General features: G+C 36.5%; 21 protein-coding genes. 11 read left to right on the top strand and 10 right to left on the bottom strand.

What is annotated here, in order from left to right; translation table 11 throughout:
• Positions 1-22: 22 nt before the first annotated feature.
• Positions 23-886, top strand: a complete 864-nt coding sequence (locus SJY44_RS05435; protein ID WP_396591580.1) for a hypothetical protein — start codon at positions 23-25, stop codon at positions 884-886.
• A gap of 155 nt (positions 887-1,041) precedes the next feature.
• The gene (locus tag SJY44_RS05430) at positions 1,042-2,310 is read left to right on the top strand and encodes a DEAD/DEAH box helicase (protein WP_396591579.1); all 1,269 of its coding nucleotides are present in this window, start codon (positions 1,042-1,044) and stop codon (positions 2,308-2,310) included.
• 99 nt (positions 2,311-2,409) lie between these two features.
• Here SJY44_RS05430 and SJY44_RS05425 read toward each other — a convergent pair whose 3' ends face one another.
• The gene (locus SJY44_RS05425) at positions 2,410-4,608 is read right to left on the bottom strand and encodes a carboxy terminal-processing peptidase (protein WP_298924475.1); all 2,199 of its coding nucleotides are present in this window, start codon (positions 4,606-4,608) and stop codon (positions 2,410-2,412) included.
• A 202-nt stretch (positions 4,609-4,810) separates the two neighbouring features.
• Here SJY44_RS05425 and surE point away from each other — a divergent pair, with 202 nt between their 5' ends.
• From surE to SJY44_RS05400, 5 genes are read left to right on the top strand one after another with little or no spacing between them, the layout of a single operon-like run.
• Entirely contained in the window at positions 4,811-5,590 is a 780-nt protein-coding gene (gene surE, locus SJY44_RS05420) for a 5'/3'-nucleotidase SurE (RefSeq protein WP_396591578.1), read from the top strand.
• Positions 5,580-5,864 carry a hypothetical protein gene (locus tag SJY44_RS05415; protein ID WP_298924471.1) on the top strand — a complete coding sequence of 95 codons (285 nt, stop codon included), beginning with the start codon at positions 5,580-5,582 and terminating at the stop codon, positions 5,862-5,864. The genes surE and SJY44_RS05415 overlap by 11 nt, the downstream gene beginning before the upstream one ends.
• Positions 5,865-5,883: 19 nt before the next feature.
• The gene (gene lpxB, locus SJY44_RS05410) at positions 5,884-6,996 is read left to right on the top strand and encodes a lipid-A-disaccharide synthase (RefSeq protein ID WP_396591577.1); all 1,113 of its coding nucleotides are present in this window, start codon (positions 5,884-5,886) and stop codon (positions 6,994-6,996) included.
• 32 nt (positions 6,997-7,028) lie between these two features.
• Positions 7,029-7,574 (top strand): C40 family peptidase, encoded by a 546-nt coding sequence (locus tag SJY44_RS05405; protein WP_298924467.1) that lies wholly within the window; start codon positions 7,029-7,031, stop codon positions 7,572-7,574.
• Positions 7,574-9,598: a ComEC/Rec2 family competence protein gene (locus SJY44_RS05400; protein ID WP_396591576.1), complete on the top strand. Its 2,025-nt coding sequence runs from the start codon at positions 7,574-7,576 to the stop codon at positions 9,596-9,598. Before SJY44_RS05405 ends, SJY44_RS05400 begins: the two co-directional genes overlap by 1 nt.
• Here SJY44_RS05400 and SJY44_RS05395 read toward each other — a convergent pair.
• Both SJY44_RS05395 and SJY44_RS05390 read right to left on the bottom strand, forming a co-directional pair.
• Positions 9,595-11,127: a peptide MFS transporter gene (locus SJY44_RS05395; protein ID WP_396591575.1), complete on the bottom strand. Its 1,533-nt coding sequence runs from the start codon at positions 11,125-11,127 to the stop codon at positions 9,595-9,597. The genes SJY44_RS05400 and SJY44_RS05395 overlap by 4 nt on opposite strands.
• Positions 11,128-11,145: 18 nt before the next feature.
• Positions 11,146-13,305 carry a S9 family peptidase gene (locus SJY44_RS05390; RefSeq protein ID WP_396591574.1) on the bottom strand — a complete coding sequence of 720 codons (2,160 nt, stop codon included), beginning with the start codon at positions 13,303-13,305 and terminating at the stop codon, positions 11,146-11,148.
• Between the two features lie 157 nt (positions 13,306-13,462).
• On the opposite strand from SJY44_RS05390, the gene SJY44_RS05385 reads away from it, so the two are divergent.
• The 4 genes from SJY44_RS05385 to SJY44_RS05370 all read left to right on the top strand — a co-directional run bounded on the left by SJY44_RS05385 (position 13,463) and on the right by SJY44_RS05370 (position 17,723).
• The gene (locus SJY44_RS05385; RefSeq protein WP_396591573.1) at positions 13,463-14,779 is read left to right on the top strand and encodes a hydroxymethylglutaryl-CoA reductase, degradative; all 1,317 of its coding nucleotides are present in this window, start codon (positions 13,463-13,465) and stop codon (positions 14,777-14,779) included.
• Entirely contained in the window at positions 14,779-15,690 is a 912-nt protein-coding gene (locus SJY44_RS05380) for a GYDIA family GHMP kinase (protein ID WP_396591572.1), read from the top strand. Before SJY44_RS05385 ends, SJY44_RS05380 begins: the two co-directional genes overlap by 1 nt.
• 178 nt (positions 15,691-15,868) lie before the next feature.
• On the top strand, positions 15,869-17,155 hold the full coding sequence (locus tag SJY44_RS05375) for a DUF2157 domain-containing protein (RefSeq protein WP_396591571.1): 1,287 nt from the start codon (positions 15,869-15,871) through the stop codon (positions 17,153-17,155).
• On the top strand, positions 17,145-17,723 hold the full coding sequence (locus SJY44_RS05370) for a GDYXXLXY domain-containing protein (RefSeq protein ID WP_396591570.1): 579 nt from the start codon (positions 17,145-17,147) through the stop codon (positions 17,721-17,723). Before SJY44_RS05375 ends, SJY44_RS05370 begins: the two co-directional genes overlap by 11 nt.
• Before the next feature lie 66 nt (positions 17,724-17,789).
• Here the strand turns inward: SJY44_RS05370 and SJY44_RS05365 are convergent, their stop codons facing one another.
• The 7 genes from SJY44_RS05365 to SJY44_RS05335 all read right to left on the bottom strand — a co-directional run bounded on the left by SJY44_RS05365 (position 17,790) and on the right by SJY44_RS05335 (position 25,566).
• The gene (locus tag SJY44_RS05365; protein WP_298924452.1) at positions 17,790-19,910 is read right to left on the bottom strand and encodes a peptidylprolyl isomerase; all 2,121 of its coding nucleotides are present in this window, start codon (positions 19,908-19,910) and stop codon (positions 17,790-17,792) included.
• Positions 19,911-19,994: 84 nt separating this feature from the next.
• A complete protein-coding gene (locus SJY44_RS05360) occupies positions 19,995-21,284 on the bottom strand; it encodes a hemolysin family protein (RefSeq protein WP_298924450.1) in 1,290 nt (429 codons plus the stop codon).
• Positions 21,285-21,289: 5 nt separating this feature from the next.
• The gene (locus tag SJY44_RS05355; protein WP_396591569.1) at positions 21,290-21,493 is read right to left on the bottom strand and encodes a hypothetical protein; all 204 of its coding nucleotides are present in this window, start codon (positions 21,491-21,493) and stop codon (positions 21,290-21,292) included.
• A 1-nt stretch (position 21,494) separates the two neighbouring features.
• A complete protein-coding gene (gene lptC, locus SJY44_RS05350; protein ID WP_298924448.1) occupies positions 21,495-22,097 on the bottom strand; it encodes an LPS export ABC transporter periplasmic protein LptC in 603 nt (200 codons plus the stop codon).
• A gap of 1 nt (position 22,098) precedes the next feature.
• The gene (locus tag SJY44_RS05345; RefSeq protein WP_298924447.1) at positions 22,099-23,469 is read right to left on the bottom strand and encodes a hypothetical protein; all 1,371 of its coding nucleotides are present in this window, start codon (positions 23,467-23,469) and stop codon (positions 22,099-22,101) included.
• Positions 23,470-23,571: 102 nt separating this feature from the next.
• Positions 23,572-24,837, bottom strand: a complete 1,266-nt coding sequence (locus tag SJY44_RS05340; RefSeq protein ID WP_298924446.1) for a hypothetical protein — start codon at positions 24,835-24,837, stop codon at positions 23,572-23,574.
• A complete protein-coding gene (locus tag SJY44_RS05335; RefSeq protein ID WP_298924445.1) occupies positions 24,838-25,566 on the bottom strand; it encodes a type III pantothenate kinase in 729 nt (242 codons plus the stop codon).
• Positions 25,567-25,648 lie beyond the last annotated feature (82 nt).

The following is a 25,648-nucleotide window of genomic DNA, read 5'->3' as shown; positions in this document are numbered from 1 at the left end:
TTAAAACCAAAAACAATTTCGAATGAGCAGTATTCAGGACATGAATAATCGAATGAAGCAAAATCGGAATTTAAGGCCTTCAAAACGTGCAAAATTCAAGGGAAATAATCGAGAAGTCCTATACACGGAATCAAACAAAGAAGACAAACCAAAATTCAAGGAATTTTCAGAGTTTCAAATAAAAAAGGCGATTGATAGATTTAGAGAGCAGTCCAAGTCTAAAAAGCGGCTGGAATTGATATTTTTGACTGTGTTTTTGGGAGTAATAGGTACTTTCTTGATTTACAATGTCATTTCTAAAAAGGACAGTCCACGAAAAGCTAAAGTCAATAAATCCAGATATAATTACAACATAACACCGCCCATTATGTGGAATGGGAAATTATCCGAACCGCTAAGAGTTCCATATTCGGACTACTTTTATATTCCAATGGTAGGCAACTTAGATTACATTGACCTAGAACGTAACTACGAAATACATCAATCTAACATGGTTGTCGAATATACCAGTAATATTCTGTTTCTCGACAAGAACTGTAATATCATAAATAAATTACTACCTGAAAACGGCTCTATCCGATTTATGGGGGTTATTCCAAGTAATAAAGAGTTCAAACCAAAAAAAATTATTTACCGTTTAACGCAGGATGAACCAAATGTTTTTGGTAAAGTATATAATCTTGAAAAACACTTTTTATACATTTCCGGGTTGGATGGCAAGAACTTAACAAAAATTACGGGCCGCGATGTAAGAAGTTTGAAATGGGACAATCAGCGAAACGAAATTCTGTTCTACTTTTTTTACAACAAGAGAATGAACGATAGCCTACATGGAGTATTTAATATTGAGTCAAATAAATTTAGACTAGTAAGCCGACAAGAATAAAACTAAAAACGTTATACAACACCGCATATAATTAATTGCTCTATGATTTCTTAAGCGGAAACCTTTCTATTCAGTTACCTTTGGACTGTATCAAAAAACAGCAGGATTTTTCAAATCTAATTGCACTCCAACTACTGTAACCCATTGAAAACAAAATGACATTCGAAGATCTAAAACTGATTCCTTCCATACTTAAAGCATTGAGGGATGAAAACTATACAGAGCCCACTTCTATTCAGGAAAAATCTATCCCACTAGTTTTAAACAAAGAAGATGTATTGGGCAGTGCGCAGACTGGAACAGGAAAAACGGCAGCTTTCGCCATTCCTATTATTCAGCACTTGGTGAATGATCAACAAAATCAAAATGGTAAACGAAGGATTTCAACACTGGTGATTACCCCTACGCGTGAACTTGCCATACAAATTGGAGAAAGCTTTTCCGCTTACGGCAAATACACCACTATCACAAATACAGTCATTTTTGGAGGTGTCAATCAAAGATCCCAAACCAATGTCTTAAGACAGGGCGTAGATGTTTTAATTGCCACTCCTGGACGCTTAATCGATTTGATGAACCAAGGATATATCTCTTTACAGGATGTCAAATATTTTGTACTGGATGAGGCTGACCGTATGTTGGATATGGGTTTTATACATGACATTAAAAAGGTTTTGGCCAAATTACCCAAACAAAGACAGTCTTTATTTTTCTCGGCAACCATGCCCAAAAATATTTTGAGCCTGTCTCAACAAATTTTAATCAACCCAAAGAAGGTAGCTGTAAATCCGGTGTCTTCCACAGCGGAAACGATTCAGCAGTATTTATACACCACCAATAAAGAAGACAAAAGTAAATTGCTATTGCATATTCTTGAGGACCCCAAGCTGGAGCAGGTATTACTTTTTTCTAGAACAAAACACGGGGCAGACCGAATTGTACGCAATCTCCGAAAACAAAAAATTGAATGCGCGGCCATCCATGGTGATAAGTCTCAAAACCAGCGTCAAAGGGCACTAAAAGAATTTAAAGATGATAAGATTAGAGTATTGGTGGCCACAGATATTGCAGCGCGTGGTATAGATATAGACAAGCTTCGTTATGTAGTCAATTACGACATACCCAATGAGCCTGAAACGTATGTGCATAGAATTGGTCGTTGTGGACGTGCGGGTGAGGAGGGCACTTCCATTTCAATCTGCGAACCAGAGGAAAATGCATACATAAGGGATATTGAAAAACTAATCAAGCAAAAAATCCAAATTGTAGATGACAACCCATTTCCGCAGACAGATAAGCCCATGAATGCTTCTGAAAAGAAGGAGTTGGAAAAGGAAAAGCGTCGCCAGAAACAAGAGTTCTTTGCAAATCGCAATAAAAAAAGAGGTTCTCAAAACCCCGGTTTCCGAAGAAAGAAAAGGTAATTTCCATTAAAACTGGCGTTTGTTTAGAACGTTTAAGTTATTCCATAAAAAAAGCCTACTCCAATGGAGTAGGCTTTAATTTTTTTACCAGAAAACTGTTTATCCTTTTACGCTTGCCAGTTTTCTTTCGCTGTTCTTAATGTTATTTAACTGCAAATCTCTTAGCACATTTACAGCTTCTTCTACATAAATGTCTTTTGCCAAATTCTTGTGCCATCTATCTCTTTTTTCTCTCAGCACAGAATCTTGCGTAAACAGCTCCGTTTCATATTTTAAAGATTCAAATGTCAATTTTGAATCATATTCTCTAAGACTCTTGAATTGATCAGAACGCTTTTTAGCTTGTTCTTCTCTTTTTTTGTAAGCATCGTAACTTAAAGAAACAATTGTTTCATCTTGTTGCTCTTTAAGCCATTTGGCGTTGTCTTCTATCAACTTAATTTGTTGATTGCCTTCCATTCGTTTTTTACTATTGGCAACTGTCGTTTCAAAATCGATATAACCATCCCAAATCTTATATTCAGCAGGGGTGATTTTATCCCAACCTAATGGGTTTTCTTGATCTCTTTCCCCTAAATCTATATAACTATATCTGTCTGGCACTACAATATCACTTTTAACACCTTCCAACTGTGTTGAACCGCCGTTGATTCTATAAAACTTTTGGGTGGTAAGCTTTATGGCACCTAAATCTCCATGCTCATTGCTTCTTACTATATTATCCAAAGGAATTACATTCTGAACTGTTCCTTTACCAAATGTTTGTTTGCTACCAATAACAACAGCTCGCTTATAGTCTTGCATGGCAGCCGCCAAAATCTCAGATGCTGAAGCTGATAATTCATTCACTAAGATAACTAGTGGCCCATCCCACTGAATACGTTCATCTTTATCTTCATGCACTTCTTTTCTTTGACCTGAAGAACGAACTTGAACAATTGGACCGTCTTTGATAAACAAACCAGCCATCTCCACTACCGTTTTTAAAGACCCTCCTCCATTATCTCTTAAGTCTAACACAATACCTTCAACTCCTTCTTGTTTTAGGCGCTCCACTTCTTTGGCAACGTCTGTTGCGGCGTTGCGCTCCGTGTAATCCTCAAAATCAACGTAAAACTTAGGTAGATTAATAAGTCCGTATTTATTTTCTTCACTTTTAACTGTAGCAGATTTTGCATAAGATTCTTCCAACAAAACAACATCTCTTTTTATGGAAACTTCTTCTACTGTACCATCCACTCTTCTAACCGTTAAGTCAACTATTGTTCCTTTTGGTCCTTTTATCAATTTAATGGCATCATCTAAACGCATGCCAACAATATCTATAGGCTCATCTCCTGCTTGTCCAACTTTTAATATTTCATCACCAACCTCTAAGCTTTGTTCTTTCCAAACTGGGCCACCAGAAATAATTTCCATAATTCTGGCTCCTTCTGGTTTCTTTTGTAGTCTGGCTCCAATTCCTTCAAATTTGCCTGACATTCCAATATCAAACTTTTCTTTGTCGTCTGGGGCAAAATAGAATGTATGGGGATCAAACTCATCTACAATGGTATTGATGTATTGTACAAACCAATCTTTGCGTTCTAAATCATCAATAAAGTCGAAAAATTCATCCAAAGTGTTTTTAGTGTTCTCCCTAGAGGCAGTTTCAATCTCCTCAATGGTTACATCTTTCAAAACTCCATTGGCATTTTTCAGATTTAAATTTATGTTAGTGGAAGCGATATCTCCTCCTTCACCTATAGCTCCGTTGGTGCTTTCCATAAGTTTGTTGTCAATCTTATTATCGAAAACACCGAGTGTATTGTATTTAAGCTGCTTTCTCCAACGTTCTTTAAGCTGCTTTTTGTTTGATGCAAATTCTTGATCTTTATAATCAATATTAATGTTTTCTTCAATGGCGTAATCAAATGGTTGTGAAAGCACTTCGGCATATAAATCCTGAGCTTCATCCATTCGTTTCATTAAACGTTGGTATACAATGTTGAAGAAAGTAATGTCTGTATTTTTGATTTCGTCGTCAATCTGAAATCTGTATTTCTCAAATTCCCTGATATCACTAGCCAGAAAGTATCTTTTTGTGGGATCAAGAACATCTATAAAATCATCGAATACATTAGTGGAAAAATCATCATTTAAATCTTTAGGTTCATAATGACCACGTTCTAGAACATATGTTATCAAATCCAACAACAGCTTATCCTTATCGTCATTTTCAAAAGACTTATTTGTAAAACTACATGAGGCTACAGCAACCAGAATTACCAAAAGCGCCAAGGTGAAATTCTTTTTCATAAATGGGTTTTTATCAGGAGCGAAATTATTTGACAATTTTTGTCAAACCTTAATTACGTCATCCTCCGTTTCAATTGATATGAATTATCTAAGATACTGAAAAAACCGTGCCAGTTTAGTGCAAGGCTTTTAATTTTTTGTTAAACGGCCAGAGCATCATATCCTTATGAAAAACGTATTTTTATGCCAATAATTATGTAAAATGAAAAAACCACTCATCCTAGTTACCAACGATGATGGGATAACTGCCCCAGGACTTAGGGAATTAATACGGGTAATGAAGGGTATTGGAGAGGTCATAGTTGTGGCTCCCGATAGTCCACAATCTGGTATGGGGCATGCAATAACCATAGATAATACGCTATATTCCAAAAAAGTAATAATAGACCAAGAAGAAGGCGCTCCTAGTGAGTATAGTTGTAGCGGAACCCCCGCAGATTGTGTAAAATTGGCACTGCAAGAAATATTGGACAGAAAGCCAGATATCTGTGTTAGTGGAATCAATCATGGCTCCAATGCATCAATAAACGTGATTTATTCTGGCACTATGAGTGCTGCTATTGAAGCTGGTATTGAAGGAATTCCGGCAATTGGTTTTTCACTCTGCGATTATTCATGGGAAGCTGATTTTAGCCATGCTTCCAAATCCATAAAAACTATAGTGACCGAAGCGTTGCTTCATGGAATTCCAAAGGGAATAGTTCTGAATGTAAACATTCCAAAAACGGATGAGGAACCTAAGGGAATAAAGGTTTGCAGACAGGCAAGAGCCAATTGGAAGGAAAAATTTGATAAACGTATAAGCCCTACCGGAAAGGATTATTATTGGTTGACCGGGGAATTTGAGTTATTGGACAAAGGTGAGGATACAGATGAATGGGCATTGGCTCAAGGTTATGTTTCCGTGGTTCCAACGCAATTTGACCTTACCGCCCATCATACAATTCCGCAAGTAAATAATTGGAGTCTAAATGAAAAATAGAAAGGAAGTATTAATTGGTCTTGTAGTGGGACTCATTGCAAACACTTTTGGCACATTATTATATATTTTAATTTTTTCAGATTTAAGCATATCCGAAACCTTCAACGCCGCTGTAAAACAAGGTCATGTTGGAAGTTTATTGGCTTTGGGCGCTATTTTAAATCTAATAGCTTTTTTTGGATTTCTGCGTTTAAAAAGAGATTACAGGGCCAGAGGGGTTTTGATTGCAACTCTTATTACCGCTTTGGTAATTTTATATTATAAAATTTTTTAGTTGAGTTTGAACTTTATTAATGAAGTACTACATAATAGCTGGTGAAGCCTCTGGAGACCTACATGGTTCCAATCTCATAAAAGCCATCAAGAAAAAAGATGAAGCTGCACATATTCGTTGTTGGGGCGGAGACTTAATGCAACAAGCCGGCGGAGCATTGGCCAAGCATTATAAAGACATGGCATTTATGGGTTTCTTGGAGGTCATAAAGAACATTCCCACTATTTTTAAGAATATTACCTTTTGTAAAGAAGACATTCAAAAGTTTAATCCAGACCTTATCATTTTTATTGATTTCTCTGGTTTTAACCTGCGTATTGCCAAATGGGCCAAGAAAAATGGCTTTAAGACCAACTACTATATTTCTCCACAAATATGGGCATCACGGGAAGGTAGAATTGAAAAAATAAAACGAGATATTGACAATATGTACGTTATTCTTCCTTTTGAAAAAGATTTTTACGAAAAGAAGCATAACTATCCCGTTAACTTTGTTGGCCACCCTCTGATTGATGCCATAGAGAACACAGAAATTGTTGAAGAAGCTTCATTTAGAAAAGAACATAGCCTAAATCCGCAAAAGCCTATCATTGCACTTTTACCCGGCAGCAGAAAACAGGAAGTACAAAAAATGTTGAATATAATGCTCTCCGTAAGAGATGATTTTCCAGATTATCAATTTGTTATTGCGGGAGCACCAAGTTTACCGGATGACTTCTATAGTTCTTTTATAAAAGAAAACAATGTAGGGTACGTATCTAACCAAACCTATTCATTGTTAAGGCATTCCCATGCCGCTTTGGTTACCAGTGGGACAGCAACTTTAGAAACGGCACTTTTTGGCATCCCTCAAGTGGTGTGCTATAAAGGCAATTGGATTTCTTATCAAATTGCAAAGCGAATTATTACTTTGGATTACATTTCACTGGTCAATTTAATCATGGATAAGGAAGTGGTAAAAGAGTTGATACAGAGTGATTTAACTTCAAAAAAACTTAAAGAGGAGCTTTCAAAAATTATCGAAGGTAAAGACAGAAATCGCATTTTGGAAGACTACAAAACCCTTAAAGCCAAATTGGGCGGAAATGGCGCCAGTCAATTGGCAGCTAAATTAATCATTGAAAATGCTTAGATTTAGCCTCCAAGAAGAAAAGCTATTCTTGGATGTTAAAAAGAACTCTCTATTTTCTTTCCTTTTTGATTCTTTTTGGTTGTGGTACAGCCAAGAAAAAAAGAACCTATAGTACTCCTAGAACCGTGACCGTTGAGGGGTCTTCCGAAGAAACCATTCCACTAGAAAAGCCTAAAAAAGAGAAAAAGAAAAACTCTAAGACCGAAGATGTTATAGCAACAGCAATGACTTTTTCTGGCACTCGTTACAAATTTGGTGGCACCACAAACAAAGGAATGGATTGTTCTGGACTTTTATATGTTTCGCTGAAAGAAAACGACATTGCGTTCCCAAGAGTCTCCTACCAAATGGCAGAGGAGGGCAAACGCATTAAAGTTGGCCAAGTACAAAAAGGTGATCTTCTTTTTTTTAAAACCAGTAAAAGCGGAAAGCGTATAAACCACGTGGGTTTGGTTGTTGATGTAAAAGGAGATGATATAAAATTTATTCATTCCACAACCTCCAGAGGTGTTATTGTATCTTCTTTACGAGAAGGGTTTTGGAACTACTCTTTTGTTAAGGCAATGCGAATTCTGTAATGCGCTTTTTCAATTTTGTATCTATAAAATTGACAATATGCCTCATTGCCGGTATTATCCTAGGTTTTTATTTTGAAGTAGCTCTATATATTTCATTTTTTGCTCTTTTAGCCTTGCTCCCATGTTTGTACCTGTTCCAGAAGAAACAATCTAGAGATGGGTTTCCCTTTTTTGAGTTGATTACCGTTCTTACCACTATACTCCTCGGTGTTTTTATTGTATCCCTTTCCAAATCCAAAAAACTTTCCCATCATTATTCCAACAAAGAGATAAATGGAGTCAAACAATGGGAACTTAAAATTTTGGAGGTACTTAAACCAAATCAATACGCACAACGGTATGTGGCCAAGGTCATTTCTGTTGAAAACGAAAAAAGTACTGGAAAGATAGTTATAAGTCTCCCTGCGGATTCTACGCTAAATAAACTAAAGGTTGATGATGAATTCATTCTGTTTTCGAATGCAGAGACCATTAGACCTCCTCTGAATCCATATCAATTTAACTACCGGGATTACCTCAAAAAACAAGGGATATATCATCAAATCCGAACAGGTTTTAATGCTGTACAATTAAAAGAAAATTCTGCTAAAACCATTTTTGGTCTGACCTCAAACTTTAGAGAACATATTATTTCAAAATTAAAAAATGAAAACTTTGGAGAAGATGAGCTTGCTGTAATTCAGGCACTTTTATTGGGCAAACGAGATGACATCTCCGAAAGCACTTATAACAATTACAAAGACGCTGGAGCTGTTCATATTTTAGCCGTCTCTGGACTTCATGTTGGTATTCTGTTATTATTATTTCAGTTTTTATTGTCCCCCTTAGAGCGGCTCCCAAAAGGCAAAAGTATTAAGTTGATACTAATTGTATTTCTCCTGTGGACCTATGCATTTATAGCCGGACTTTCCCCGTCTATTGTCAGGGCTGTGACCATGTTCTCTTTTTTGGCATATGCAATGTATTTGAACAGACCTACCAATTCGTTCAACATTATTGCGCTATCCATGTTCTTTATTTTGCTGATAAAACCCTTGTTTCTGTTTCAAGTGGGTTTTCAAATGAGCTATGCAGCGGTTTTTGCCATTATCTGGATATACCCGAAGCTTCAACGATTTTGGTTTCCTGAAAACATTGTTATCCGTAAAATTTGGCAGTTGTTAGCCGTAAGTATTGCAGCCCAATTAGGTGTTTTACCAGTAAGTCTTTTTTATTTCCATCAATTTCCGGCGCTATTTTTTATATCTAATCTTCTAATAATTCCTTTTTTAGGATTGATTCTGGGAATGGGAATTTTGGTCATCTTTTTATCCATTTTTGACAACCTGCCCAATTTCATGGTCGTCATGTACAACGCCATAATCAAAATCATGAATTCTACCATTGATTGGGTAGCCAAACAAGAAGGTTTTATTATTAAGGATATTCCTTTTGATGTTGTTCAAATGGTTTTGGGGTATTTAATCATCGCTACATTGGTTGTATTTCTCTCCAAACCAAAACTAAAAAACATAATTGCGCTCCTTGCTGGAATTATAACATTGCAAGGGTGGAGTATATGGAATCAAATTCAGGGGCAGAAAAAAGAGGCTCTTGTATTGTTACACAAATCCAAGAACACATTGTTGCTACATCAAAAAGCGACAAGTTTAAAACTATATGCTTCGGACAGCAATAATATTGGGTCAATGGTAAATGATTATAAAATATCCGAGAGGATTCAATCCATTTCCTACCATAAGTTCAAAAACAACTTCAATATCAGTGGAAAAAAACTGTATGTAATGGATAGTCTAGGGATATATCCGCAGGTGAAAAATCAAGATTATGTATTACTAACACAATCGCCAAAGATTAATTTAGAAAGAGTAATAGATTCCCTAAATCCTAAAATGGTTATTGCTGATGGCAGCAACTACAGAAGCTATGTCTCACGTTGGAAGCAAACTTGCATAAAAAAAGAAATCCCTTTCCACAGTACCGGTGAAAAGGGATATTATTCTTTTAATCTTAATGAGGACTAGTGAATATTGCCCATTAAGCGTTTCATTAGCGGTCCGAATATCAACACAACAACTCCGGCCACTAAGGCATAGATTGCGATTAAACGGAAACCATCCAAATATACATTAAGCGTATCCAAGCCACCCACATTACTGTCTGTACTCTCAATAGCCAACTGTTTAGAAATAAATCCTACAACTTGAAAAGCAAAAGCCGAAGACAAGAACCAAACCCCCATCATAAAAGCAACAATTCGTTTTGGAGATAAATCGGTGATTTTTGAAAGCCCAACGGGCGACATGAAAAGTTCACCAACCGATAGTATAAAATACAACCAAAGTAAATACGAGAATGGTACCATACCATTTTCATCCGCTGCTCCACCACTTAATGATACAACGTAAAAACTTAAACCTGCCAAAACCAAACCTAAACCAAACTTATATGGTGTTCTTGGATTCAATTTCTTTTTTGCCAAATATGTCCAAACCAAGGAGATTGGAATTGCCAAAATAAAGATGAACATGGAGTTAAGTGCATTGGTTTGGCTTGCATTGATAAGTGATAAATTCACATTTCTGGCAGCAAACAATGTAATTACACTACCATGCAGTTCATGAAAACCCCAAAAAATGGTCATAAAAAATGTAATCAGTAAAGCCATGAAGAGCTTTTTCCGTTCATCAACGGTACATTTGATCATAACCATTCCCATATATATCAAAATAGCAACTGCAATCAATTTAAACAGTATGTTAACTATGTTCTGGTCTTCAAGAAAACTGCCTTCAGCACCTAAAGACTTATAGGAATACAATAAAAATGCTATTAGTGGAGCTGATAAAAATGCAATGATGGGTATTAGATGCTTTTGAGGAACTCCCATAACTTTTTTCTCATAGACTTCCATACTTGGCGGTTTGCCGCCATCTCCAAAAACGTTCTTTTTTATACCACTCCAAAAGAAAAGTAATCCGGTAAGCATTCCTATTCCTGCCAAACCAAAACCATAATGCCATCCGTAAGCCTGTCCCAGCCATCCGCATAGCAATGGAGAAATAAATCCACCAATGTTGATTCCCATGTAGAAAATGGTAAACCCAGAGTCTTTTCTTGGGTCTCCATCTTTATAAAGTGTACCTACAAAAGTTGATATGTTAGGTTTAAAAAAACCATTCCCCACAATAATAAATGCCAATGCTAAAAAGAAAGCCGTATTATTTTCAATAGCCAGTACAAAATGGCCAAGAGCCATTAAAATACCTCCTAAAAAAATAGAAGTTCTCATTCCCAAAATAGAATCAGAAATCTTTCCTCCTATTACCGTAGAGGCATAAACCAGTGACCCATAAGAAGCATAAACCGCTGCTGCCGCATAATCCCTATTGGACAAGGCCTCAAATATAACATTGACCATGTACAACGTGAGCAGGGCTCGCATTCCATAAAAACTAAAACGCTCCCACAATTCAGCAAAAAATAGATAGAAAAGACCCTGGGGATGCCCAAAAAGTTCCTTTTCACTGGCTGGTTTTACAATATCTGACATATATATTAATGAGTTTGGTTACAAATTTTCTTTTACGAACTTGGTCATTTTGGAAAACAAATGCAGTCTTGTGTTTCCGCCATAAATGCCATGGTTTTTGTCTGGATAAATGGCCCATTCAAAATCCTTGTTGGCTTGCACTAGCGCTTCAATCATGCGCATAGAATTCTGTACATGCACATTATCATCTCCGGAGCCATGCACCAATAAATACTTTCCTTTTAAAAGCTCAGGATAATTGAATGGTGAATTATCATCATACCCTCCTGGGTTTTCCTTAGGCGTTCGCATAAAACGTTCTGTATAGATTGTGTCGTAAAAACGCCAAGAGGTTACTGGAGCCACTGCTATGGCCATCTCAAATGTATCATTGCCCTTTAATAGACAGTTGGTGCTCATATGACCTCCGTAACTCCACCCCCAAATTCCGGTTCGGTTTTCATCAATGTAGGGAAGTTCGCTTAATTTTTTAGCCGCGGCAATCTGGTCCTCAGTTTCATATTTCACCAAATTCATATAGGTGACTTTTTTAAAATCACGTCCTTTTAATCCTGTCCCACGTCCATCTATACAGGCAATAATATATCCTTCAGATGCTAACATTTGGTGCCAATAGTCATTGCTTCCAAACCAACGATTGGCCACTTGTTGGGACCCTGGTCCACTATATTGGAACATTAGAAGAGGATACTTTTTACTTTCGTCAAAATCAGCAGGTTTGACCATGTACATGTTAAAATCATTCCCATTGATGTTTATCGTGGAGAATTCCTTCGGACTCAATTCATAACCTTCTAATTTGTTATCCAGTACCGAATTATTTTTGATGTCTTTCAGTTTTTTTCCATTTGATGCCTTATGCAATGTAAACTCATGCGGCATTATGGCACTTGAAAATGTATTGATGAAATACGTGTAGTCTGCACTAAAATCCGCAGCATTGGTTCCTTCTTTTTCGGTCAGGCGCTTTTTACTTTTCCCAGAGCTGCTGATACTGTACACATCTCTATTAATAGAACCATTCTCCACAGATTGATAATAGATTTTATCCTGTTTTTGGTCATAGCCATAATAGTTGGTCACTTCCCATTCCCCCTTGGTGATTTGGTTCATCAATTTCCCATCTTCATTGTGCAGATAAATATGGTTGTAACCATCCATCTCACTTGTCCATATAAAGCTATCATCAGCCAAAAAGGTCAGGTTGTCCGTAATGTCTACATAAGCATCATCTTTTTCTTCAAGCAATACAGAAACTGAATTGTCCGTTGCATTGACCGAATGCAATTTCAAATGGTTTTGGTGTCGGTTTATGGTTTGTACACTTAAATGATTGGGATTGTTCATCCATTTGATTCTTGGAATATAATACGCCTCACCTAAATTTACATTTGATGTCTTGGCAGAAGCCACATCAAACATATGCAATGATACTTTTGCATTTTCCTCTCCTGCTTTTGGGTATTTAAATTCATATTGGAACGGATACAGATTTTGTCCATATACATCCATTGCATAAAGAGGAACGTTGGTTTCATCAAAACGAAGAAAAGCAATTTTGGTACCGTTGCTGTTCCACTCAAATGCGCGTACAAAAGCAAATTCTTCCTCGTATACCCAATCCGTTACTCCATTGATTATGCTTCCCTTCTCACCGTCTGTGGTAATTTGTTTTGCGCTTTTGGAAGCAATATCAAAAACAAAAAGGTTGTTTTCCAATACATACGCCACTTTTGAACCGTCTGGAGACAACAAAGGTTCCTGAATCTTAGCATCAGAAACCTTTATAATATTTTTGGTGGCAACATCATATACGTAATAGATCCCCAACCGCGAATGTCTAAAAATGGGTTCAATCTCCGTTGCCAGGACTATCTTGGATTCGTCCTCACTAAATGCATAAGAGCTAAAGAAAGGCACCTCATCTGATGAAGCAACAATGGTTTCTACCTTTTCCAAGGTTTCATAATTGTATTTATCCAAGCTACTGGACCTAGGAGAGCGGTTAAAATTTAGAATGGTATACTGTTTTCCATTTTTCATGGACCGGAGCACATCCATGTACTCGGTTCTAAATTCACCTCCCCAAATTTCTTCTAAGGTTATTTTTTTCTTTTGGGCTATCGAGAAGGTTAAAAATCCGAAAACGAGCAGGGGTAGGAGAAATGATTTCCTCATTGAAGTTAAAAATTGATTAAAAACTATCAAGTTTACTAATATTTATTCAAAATCTAAACTTTAGTGTTACAATTGTAACAAGAATTAAATCAGAATACTTCCATAAAAAAACCAAAAGTTGCATTATCCTTATATTTGAACCCTTTAACCAAGTACTATGAACACTCCTGTTGAAGGATTTTCCAAACTTTCCAAAAGTGAAAAAATCGATTGGATAGCAGCTAATTACACCAAGAACCCAAAACAGTCAAAACAGTTGTTAGAGCGGTATTGGAATACGGATTCCACAGTTCAAAAACTACATGATGAGTTTATAGAAAATACTATTTCCAATTATTACCTGCCTTTTGCAATCGCTCCCAATTTTTTAATTAATGATAGCTTATATGCTATTCCTATGGCAATTGAAGAAAGTTCTGTGGTAGCCGCAGCAAGTAAAGCTGCCAAGTTTTGGTTAAATCGAGGAGGTTTTAAAACGGAAATTTTAGGAACTGAAAAAGTAGGGCAGGTTCATTTTATATTTAAGGGAGAAACTGAAAAACTACAACAGTTTTTTAATGAGATAAAACCCGAACTCCATAGCAATACTGCATCCATTACCAAAAGCATGGAAAAACGCGGTGGTGGAATCAGTAATATCCAACTTAGAGATCTAAGTGATAAAATTGAAGGGTATTATCAGTTGCACTGCACTTTTGAGACGTTGGATGCTATGGGTGCCAACTTTATAAACTCTTGTCTGGAGCAATTTGCCAAAACCTTGAAAGAAAAGGCAAGTTCCTACTCAGGTTTTACAGAAAAAGAGAAAGCTATTGAGATTGTGATGGGCATCTTATCCAATTATGTGCCCAATTGTTTGGTTCGGGCAGAAGTTAGCTGCCCAATCCCCGCATTGGATGGAGACAATATTCCTCAAAAAGAATTTGCTCAAAAAATAGTGCAAGCAGTCGCTATAGCAAAGGTTGAACCCTATAGAGCCGTGACGCACAATAAAGGCATTATGAACGGCATTGATGCTGTTGTATTGGCCACAGGAAATGACTTTAGGGCCATTGAAGCAGGTGTTCATGCCTATGCTGCTAGAGAGGGGAGTTATTCGAGCTTAACACATGCTAGCATTGAAGACGATACCTTTAGATTTTGGATTGAAATTCCATTGGCACTGGGAACCGTTGGTGGATTGACTTCTCTTCATCCTTTGGTAAAGCTGGCTTTAGAAATCCTTCAGAACCCTTCGGCCAAAGAATTAATGCAAATTGTTGCTGTTGCCGGATTGGCACAAAACTTTGCAGCTGTTCGTTCTCTGGTTACCACAGGAATTCAAAAAGGGCATATGAAAATGCATCTGTTGAACATGCTCAATCAAATGGGCGCCTCGGAAAGTGAAAAACTACAACTTGTGGATTACTTCAAGGACAATACGGTAACCAATGCTTCGGTCAAAGAGGCCTTGGAAAAGATTCAATCCAACTAATGCAGAAAGAATTTTATAGCAACGGTAAACTGTTACTCTCTGGAGAATATGCAATTTTGGATGGTGCTCTTGGATTGGCCGTGCCCACCAAGTATGGGCAATCGTTAAAGGTGACTCCGACCTCATCTGTGGGACTGTTAGAATGGACAAGTTTGGATGAAAAAGACAATGAATGGTTTAGAGGAAGTTTTAACCTGGAAGCCTTAACACTAATCTCTTCTACCGATGATGTCATTTCAAATACATTAATCACTTTATTGTCTGAAGCAAAAGCTCAAAATCCCGAATTTTTGAAAAATATTGACGAGCTTAAAGTTGAGACCTATTTAAGCTTTCCTAGATTATGGGGGTTGGGTAGTTCTTCCACACTTATAAACAACATAGCCCAATGGGCTCAAGTCGATGCTTATCGATTACTGAACAATGCCTTTGGAGGTAGTGGTTATGATATTGCCTGTGCGCAACACAATAGCCCTATTTTCTATCAACTAAAGAATAATATCCCCAAAGTTGAGGAAGTGCCTTTTAATCCTTCCTTTAAAAATTCTATTTACTTTGTCTATCTCAACCAAAAACAAAGTAGCAAGGCAGCTATTGCAACGTATCGCCAACAAAAGTTTGATACGGACAGCCTACTAGAAAATATTTCCGTAATCACCAAACAAATGGCAACTTCTTCTTCCCTTTCAGTGTTTGAATCCTTGATGTTGGAACACGAAGAAATCTTATCAAAAGTATTGGGTTTACAAACCATAAAGTCCAAACTTTTTCCAGACTATTCTGGAGCCGTAAAGAGTTTAGGGGCCTGGGGCGGAGATTTCATTATGGCCACTGGAGGTGAAAAGACTCCTAGTTATTTTAAGTCCAAAGGATTTGAAACCATTTTCTCTTTTTCTGAATTGGTTCTTTGAACTTAATTTATTTCAAAACTAGCTCTGCTTCATCAATCTATATCCTATAATAATCAAATCCATAAAATAGTAATTCTACAGTTTTACTATATTTCCATTAAATAAGCTTGCACTCCAATTATATTATCTTTTGGATAATTTTAATCAGAGGGAATAGCTGGTAAAACTAAGCAGAGAAATGAGCATTCTTAAGGATTTACCAAATCTTGTAAAGGCTGACATCATAACAGAAGAAACAGCCGACAGCATTAAAAATTATTACGAAAACAAAGGCAGTTCATATACCAACCGCCTTTTTGTTGTTTTTGGGATATTAGGAGCAATTTTAGTTGGACTCGGGGTTATCCTGATTATAGCTCACAATTGGGACGAGCTTTCAAAAATGACGAAGACAGTCTTTGCTTTTTTACCTCTGGTAGTTGCTCAAGTTATCTGTGGGTATGTTTTAATTAAAAAACAAGATAGTGTTGCCTGGAGAGAAAGTGGCACTACCCTTTTATTTTTTGGGGTTGGAGCCTGTATATCGTTGGTAAGTCAGATTTATAATATCTCTGGAGATTTAAGTTCCTTCTTACTGACATGGATGCTAATTTGTCTTCCAGCCATATATATAATGAGGTCTTCTGTTACCTCTTTGCTCTTTATAATAGGTATAACCTACTATGCCTGCGAAACAAACTATTGGTCTTATCCCTCTTCTGAATCATATCTCTATTGGTTGTTGCTTTTGGGCATCTTACCATTTTATTATCTGCTGTACAGGAAAAAACCAAAAAGTAATTTTATGGTTTTTCATAATTGGGTGATTCCGCTATCAATTACCATTGTTCTTGGAATATTTGCCGATAAGGCGGAAGAGTTCATGTTTGTAGGCTATTTTAGTCTGTTTGGACTGTTTTATTTGATAGGGAATCTTGCCTTTTTTAATGAACAAAAAACAAGGAACAGTGGTTATAAGACAATAGGGTCTCTTGGATCTATTATACTACTCTTGATACTAAGTTTTGATGGTTTTTGGGAAGATTTGAGAAGGAAATACTTCTTACTTAATGAAGTGCTTTTAAGTCCTGAATTTTTTGTTTCAGCCATAATTACAATACTAGCGGGCGTGCTTCTATATTTACACCAAAGAAACAAACCTTGGAATGATATTAAACCATTAACCCCAATGTTTATTCTCTTTATTGTGGCATTTTTTATTGGACTATCTTTTCCATTTGCTGCAATCCTAATCAATTTTTATGTTTTTGCGCTAGGTATCTTGACCATTAGGGAAGGAGCCAAACAGAATCATTTAGGTGTGCTGAACTATGGACTCATCATAATTACAATTTTGGTCATTTGCAGGTTTTTTGATACAAATTTGAGCTTTGTTGTACGAGGAATTTTATTTGTATCCGTAGGTGTAGGATTCTTTGCCACAAATTACTGGATGCTTAAAAAAAGAAAGACAAATGAACAGTAAAAAAGTATTGTTTCCTTTATTCATTCTTGTCGTCTTGGCACAACTATATGTGCCCGCTAAAATGATATGGGATAAAGAAGATGTATTGCATAGTGGAAAAGAATTCAAGTTCAAAACTGCCCCTATTGACCCAAGCGATCCTTTTAGAGGAAAATACATTGTATTAAGTTATGATGAGAATACTATAGAAATTCCCGATGAACATGATTGGATACGTGGAGAGGTCATCTATGTTTCTATGATAGAAGACAATGAAGGTTTCGCTAAAATAAAAGCAGTTTCAAAAGAAAAACTCGACCCTAATGAGGATTTTGTTAAAGCCGAAGTTGGTTTTATAACCTCCTTTGATACTACAAAATTGACAATTGATTATCCTTTTGACAGGTTTTATATGGAAGAATCCAAAGCATATGATGCGGAACTAACCTATAGAGAGTCTCAAAGAGACACTACTAAAATCACTTATGCCTTGGTCAATCTGAAAAATGGAGATGCTGTCCTTAAAGATGTTTTGATTGATGGTATTCCCATAAGAGCGCTGGTTAAAGCAAGACAAGAGGAAAACTAGAACCGTAGTAGCAATAAAAAAGCCTCCCATGGGAGGCTTTTTTATTTAATATTTTTATAGAGAGTCCTAATAGAAAGTAGACCGTTTATCCTCTATTTCGGCACCATCTTTTAACGCGTTGTATACTCCCGTGTTTACTCGGTTCGCAGCATTGGTCTTAATGGTGTTTGCATAAGTGCTAAAGTTATCAATTTTAGGAGCTTCTTCCTTCTTAATCACTTTTAACAAAAAGACACCTGTTTCACCTTCAACAAGTTTAGAAGTGGCATCTTGCGCTAAAGCAAAGGCAGTACCTACAACCAATGGTTCTCTACCTGCTCCAGGAATTGTTGGTGACTTCATGGTTAATGAAGAAGCATTGGAAACGGTTACATTGTTGTCTTTGGCAAAAGCATCCATCGCTTTTCCTTGGTTAGCACTAATGATTTGTGCAGCTTTTTGTTCTTTTCTGATTTTTGGCAAGGCTGTTGCAGAAGCATCTTCAGGAGTCATAAGCCCTTCTTTATACTTTTTTGTAAGCTGCACAACAGCATATCCATTATTGATATTAAACCTTTTGATGTCACCTACTTTGGTCTCATCATTAAATGCCCATTGTACAATACCTCGTTGTGCTGAAAGTCCAGGAAGACTCTCATCCATCTCTTTGACTTTATTAACTGGTCTAATGGTATAGTTATCTTCTTTTGCAATATCTCCAAAGTTTTCAGGTTCTGCATCTGTAGCGGACATTTCAAATTTAGTGGCATCCGTAAACAATGTATTGATTGTTTCTTCAGATGGTTCAATCTCCCTAGAGAGCGTAGCTACTTGAACAATATCTTGTTTATCATCAACCTTGATTATATGGAAACCAAATTGGGTTTCTACCAGACCTATAGCATCAACTTCATTAGCAAAACAAAAATCATTGAACTCATCTGCCATAACACCTTCTTGAAAATATCCTAGGTCTCCTCCCCTTGGTGCAGAGGGTCCATCTGAATTGTCTCTTGCCAATGTGGTGAATACGGCTCCTTCTTTTTTGGCCTCTGCTAAAATCTCTTTGGCTTTGGCTTCTGCCTCTTCTTTAGTTCTTGTGATACTTGGGTTAGCCCTTTCAGCTCCTTCATATGTAAAAAGTATATGACTTGCTTTTACGGTTCCGTTGGGTTTTCTATCCATCATTTTGGAAACTTTGAAGAAATCGCCATCACGGTATGGTCCATATATTTCACCTACGTTTAAAGCCAGCAATGTATCTGCTACAGTAGAAGGTAAATCTTTTTTAGCCTTAAATATGGTATCAAACTTGGCATCTGAATTTCTATCTAAGAAAGCCGCCATATCCTTGGTATTTCTAAAACCAGAAATAGTATCGGTAGCGTCATTTTCTTCAGAATATTCAACAGTATCGTTTAAAAGTGCCGTAACTGCATCTTTTATAGCATTTTCATCATCCGCAGAAGCTTTTTCTTCAAAATATACAAAACGAATATCTCTTGCCTTTTCTTGGTTAAAATCTTCTTTGTGTTCGTTTATGTATGCTTGTATCTCGCTTTTTGAAACTTGTATAGTGCTATCCGCTATTGAAGTATATGGAACACGAACATATTGGATATCTACCTTTTCATTGGCCATTTTATAATCGAAAGCACCTTCTGAAAGTGTAGCACCAACACCACCTTTTATTAGATTAAAATACAAACGTTCTTTGGCGGATTGAATTATGGTTTTCTCATCTTGTAACCAAGCATCATAACGTAATGGATCGTTTACTTTCCAATCTGCAATTGCGCTTTTAAAAACTTCAGCATTAAAGATTCCGTTCTCATCTTGAAAATCTGGAACTTGAGCGTATCCAGAAGTTTTTACAAATTCTATAATTTGATCACTCTCAACATCAATCCCTAAATCTTCAAACTGTTGTCCCAATATAGCTTTTCTAACTTCTTGGTCATACACTCTGTTTACCAATTGCGTAGAGGAAAGACTTGGGCCAAATCGTCTAGAAGCGTTTTCCACCTCTTTTCTAAAATCGTCAATGGATATATCATCACCATTTACCTCTGCCACAGCGGAGCCTACTTTTGTTCCCGCAAAATCATTGCTGGTAAAGACTCCTGATATTACAAATGCAAACAACGCCAAACCAATTATTAAAATCAGTACTGTTGTTCGTTTTCTAATATTCTCTAATATTGCCATTTTACTGCTTGTTTTCTATAATTTCAGTGGGCGAAAATACCATTTTCTTTTCAATTAGGAAAGTCAAAAAAAGAATGGAAGTTGTTAATCTTCAGCAAGAACATGCACAGTAACCAAGTCGATTTTGGTATTGGACACTTCTAGAATATGAAATAAAAAATTATCAACCTTTATCTCAGAGTCCTGTTCAGGAATTTCACCGGTCTCATTCATGATCAATCCACCCAGTGTTTCATACTCATCACTTTCTGCCAATTCCAGTTTGTAATTCTCATTAATATAATCTACTTCCAAACGTGCAGAAAACTTAAATACATTTTCGCTCAACTGCTCTTCATAAAGATCTGTGGTATCATGTTCATCCTCTATTTCCCCAAATAATTCTTCAACAATATCTTCAACAGTTATTATTCCAGAGGTCCCACCATATTCATCTAAAACCACCGCTATACTTTTATGCTTTTTGGTGAGCACATTAAGAATATCCTGAATTAACATGGTTTCTGGCACAAGCTCAACAGGCAACAGAATACTCTTGATTGTTTTGGGTTTTTTAAAGAGTTCATAGGAATGAACATACCCAATGATTTCATCTATGCTTTCCTTGTATACCAATATTTTGGAATACCCCGTTTCCGAAAACAGTTTAGCAAGGTTTTTAGGGGTTTCATCTATTTCAACCGCTGTAATTTCCGTTCTTGGCACCATTACTTCGCGCGCTTTTACTGCGGAAAATTCCAAAGCATTCTGGAATATTTGAATTTCTGAGTCTACCTCATCCTCCTCTTCTACGGTTTCCATTTGTTCAGTAATGTAATCTCCAAGTTCCAGTTTTGTAAATGCAAATTGAACCTCATCCCCTTTGGTTTTAAAGAAAACACGAAGAACAAAATCTGAAATCTTTATTACAAACCAAGAAATGAACGAGAACAGCACATAAAAAAAGTATGCCGGAATGGCGAATACCTTTAAGAGTGTGTTGGAATAGATTTGAAAAAGTACTTTGGGTAAAAACTCTGCGGTAACCAGGATAATTAAAGTGGAAATTATCGTTTGGGAAAGTAGACTGAAATCTGTAAGAAGGGAATTTAAAAAATCTGAAGATGTAGGAACCAGTTTTTTAAACCAATCCATTAGTACATCGCCCATGAAAAACCCATAAATAACCAATGCAATGTTGTTCCCAATAAGCATGGTTGCAATAAACTTGGAGGGTTTCTCGGTGAGCCAGGTCAGTATCTTTGCAAAAAAGCCTTCCTGTTTTTTTTCAATTTCAATATGAATCCTATTGGCAGAAATATAGGCTATTTCCATTCCTGAAAAGAATGCCGAAAATAGCAATGAGAGAATTATAATGATTATAGAGGAGTCCAATAACACTATTGTTGATTATCCTTTTTTCGTTGTTCAAAACGTTGACGATACTTTCTTCTAAAAAGAAACATAGCAATAGAAACCACTGCAAAAAATATAAAAATATAGGTCTCTTTTGGATCTACACTCCACAATGTCGCAATTTTATAGATTGAAATGACAGCTACAGCCAAGTACAAATACTCCGTATATTTTAAAAATTTTATCATATTACTCTTTTTCTTTTATGGTCATAAGACCATAGGTTTTGTGGGCATTGAAAAAACTAAAATCTCTATTAAAATCCATTCCCTCTCCGTCCATTACTGTACCATCTTCAGGGTTTGTGTATGTAAAGACCTCTTCTGTAAAAATCCAGTTATTGGCCCTATCGAAGAACAATTGTGGAGTTTCCAGCTTTTTCCCATCATGACTATCTATAACCACATTCCCCTTTAAATCTATTAAATTGGTTTGGGAATAAACGATACCATAATCGGCCGTTATAACGCTCTTTTGGTTCTTATCATCAAAAAAGTCCACCTTAAGTCCTTTAGGAAAGGTACGAAACTTGAAATCTTGATTGTCAAAATCTTCTGTAATTGGGCTGGTAAGAATGGCTATTACCTTTGAGTCAGACAAATCTTCTGTGCTCATTTCTTTTTCCGTTTCCGTATAGGTAAGGGTGAAATTTTGGGCCACACCTTGAGGAAAAATGGGTCGGACTGCTTCTTCACCTACCCTTTCATAGTTATCCTTACAGCCCATAAAAAGGATTGCCACGGCAAAAACCGTGGCAAGACACTTTAAATTATTTTTTGAAGTCTGTTTCACTCTATAAATTAGGCACCTTAACGCTACCGCCTACCCAACATTTAAAAGTAACTGTTTTACCTGCCATAGCGGCGCTGAAAATCATTTCTTTCGTAGGAGCCTTTGCTGCGTAACTTGCAGCTGACTGGTTTGCACGTCCACTAAGAGACGGGTCAACTCTACCTGCTTTTCTAGCCATGTCTGCAGCCTTCCAGTATATTGCTCTTTTTTCAAACGCTGTAGTTCCACAAGCATTTGCGCTACCTGCATACAAATTGGCAATTAACAAATATGCTTTACCATTTGAAGAGTTAGCATCAATGGCCTTAAGCGCATAGCTTCTTGCCTGTGATTTACTGCTTCTTCTAACCGTAGTGGCAATTTTATATAGGATATTGGATTTTCTATACGAATCTGCCTCCAATTCTACAGCCTTATTAAAGTCAGCAATTGCACCCTTGCTATCTCCAGACTTAGTCTTAAGAGTACCTAAGTATACATATACGTCTGCAGATGGATCTAATTCTGCCTGAAGCTCTACCATTGTGCTAAACAATGGGTCATCCGTACAATCTTTGGAGAACATTCTTCCAACGGCACGCTTTACCCATTTTACATCTCCCTTTTTAGCTTCGTAACTTTTTTGGTAAAGTGGAATTAAGTTTCCACAATCTGCAAGAGCACCTAATTTAGAATCTATACTCCCAGCAATCTTACCATAAGATTTTGAGTTTGTAGTAGCCGCCCTAAGTTGTCTTTTTTCTTTTGATGTTAATGTTCCCAAAGAATCTTTTGGAAGTAATTTGGTAACAATAGCAGTTAATTTTTTGTTTTCATCTTCAACCTTCTCCGTTACATCATCATAAACATCAAATACCTCTTGAAGGTCTTTTTTCCCCGCTCCATGCAAATCTACCAAACTTGAAAAGTAAAGGTAAAGTGCTTTGGGGTTTTTGAAGTTTTTCTTATCTCCTTGAAAAGCAGTTCCCAACATATCATACAATTGATCGTTAGAGGCCATTTTATTGTCATATGATAAAAGAGCTTTGTCAATTGCCACACCAGCTTTGCTGAATTTCTGAGGGAAAAATTTTAGGCTATTGTCATATAATGACATTAAATCTTGGATATAACCATCTTTATCCGCTCCAGAGGAATTCTTGATTTTATGCGACAGAATTTTTTCTCCATATGAGAAATTTGCCTTATTAATATCTGGGCAACTTTCGTAGACCATTTTCCAAGGCTCATATGCCGCATCGTAGTTTTTAACTTTTGCATGTTCCGCGTAAATAGACAGATTGGTCATGCATTCTGGATTTTGTGCTTGAGCCATACTTAATCCCATCGACATAAGGATCGCTATCATCGTTAAGTAGTGTTTCTTCTTCATCTTACTAATTTTAAAGTGGTTAATGTACAAATTTTCATGAAAAAATCATCTTAATGGAATTAATATCAATGGTTATTTATTGATATTTCAAAAAATTCCCCATTAATTTATTCTTCTTTTAACAAACCATTTATCGTTTAAAGATATGCCAACGTTGAATTTAAAATAATTTTCTTCGATAAGGTTTGCATCTGTCGTGCCTCTTTTTCCTGCCTCAAAACCTATATTAAGATTGGAGAAATTGTTGCCCAACGGTAACCCAAATCCAAAAGTTATGCCAAGATTGTTTATCTCCTTATTATTCACCTCAAGTCCTGTAACATCATAACGTAATCCTGCCCTATAGGTAATCCTTTTAAAGTAACTGGAAAGCGAGCGATAATCAGGTATGAAGAAACCTCCTAGAACCATACTGTTGGCATCATTATAGGTCACGTTTTCCAATCCTAAAAATTCGTTTTCGAAATCGCTGAATTTTTGAAAACTGTATTCTCCACCAATAAACCATTTCTTTTCTTCACCAAAACCTAATCCCAAAGTTGTTATGGTTGGTATCTTAAGTTCTGTGTTTCTAAGATTGTTAGCCTCCAAATCAACATTGATTACCTCAATTTCTTGTCCATTCACCAAAGAAAAAGAACCAAGGCGTTCTGTATTCTCTGAAGTTAGATTGACTTGAGTGTTCACCATAAGAGAAGTGTAAAAGGTATACTTATCTTTTATGGTTTTGGTGTAATTAGCCGCATAATTAAAATCGTATCCATTAATCCGGGATTCACGTCTATCCAACGTGCCAAATTGAACATTCTCAACGCTTTGTATCCTTTGATACTCCAGTTTTCCAAAATTAAAATTAACCGTAACTCCTAAACTCAGGTTCTTTATGGGTTCAAAACCAACGGAAAGGTAAGCCCTGTTTAGGCCACCTTCTCCTGCAAATACATTAGTTACTGTTTCTTGGTCTGAATTTGTGGTTTCATCAGTCAAGTTGTACCCAACAGATGAAAAAGGCATTAATCCAAAACCTACTCCAACATTTTTGGCCACAGGGAAACCGATTGCTAAATAGTCCAAGTTTGTTACACCAACCTTCTCCTCTTCTGTAAAACTTTTTAAATTAAACGCAGTATGTGAAATTCCTGCTGTATAAGTAGTTAGTTTTAATTTGGAATACGCAGCAGGGTTTGTAAGATTTATATGAATACTATCCGCATACATACCTAGCCCTCCCATCATCTGGTTTTCAACGGTACCATTATTTCTTAAATCTCCAATTCCAAAATATGAATATGGTGATATTGTACCGTTTTGCGCAAAAATGCCATAACTAGCTACGCAAAAAAAAGCAATCAAAAATTTCTTAATCATCTAGCGTTTGTTGTATTCTAGCAAGTAATTTAGCCCTTCCAAGAGAAATTTAGAATTCGCAAATATGGTATTTTTTAGTCGGTTGGCAAAAAAATGGGAGTCCCCGCCTGTTAAAATAACTGTTAAATCTTGAAAGCGAGAACGGTACTGACTAATTACCCCATCAATTTCTAATGAAACGCCGTTGACTACACCACTGTGCATGCAGGTTTCGGTAGAATTCCCAATAAAATCTAAAATCTCATCAGGACGTAATAAAGGTAAGCCGGCAGTTTGATTGTGCATTGCTTTATATCTCATTTGAACTCCAGGAGATATGGCACCTCCAACATATTCACCTGAATCATTTACCATATCATAAGTTATGCAAGTACCCGCATCTATAACCAAGGTATTCCCTCTTGGGTTAAGATAAAATGCCGCAGTTGCCACTGCTATACGATCCATACCAAGAGTTTGAGGAGTAGCATAACTATTTTTAAAAGGAACTTTAGACTCACTGGTAAGTACGTGAACTCTGCAAAAAAGAGATACAATGTCCTGCTCTTTTCCTTGTAATGCACCAACTGAAGAAATTAACGAATGACCAATTTTTGGATATAGTTCAAAAAGTTCTTTGACCTTGGACAGAAATAATCCTGACTCCGAGTATTCATCAAACAAAATCTTATTGTTTTCAAAAACAGCGTACTTTATCAGCGTATTTCCAATGTCAATCACCAGGTTCATAGTACAAAGATGGAGAATTGAAAAAAAACCATTGCCTTTTTTTAAGTTTTTGTTTGTATATCCTAATTTTGAAATTATATTT

It is taken from the genome of Allomuricauda sp. R78024, from assembly GCF_044596045.1.
Lineage (GTDB): Bacteria > Bacteroidota > Bacteroidia > Flavobacteriales > Flavobacteriaceae > Flagellimonas.
This window is presented reverse-complemented; position numbering and strand designations above follow the sequence as displayed.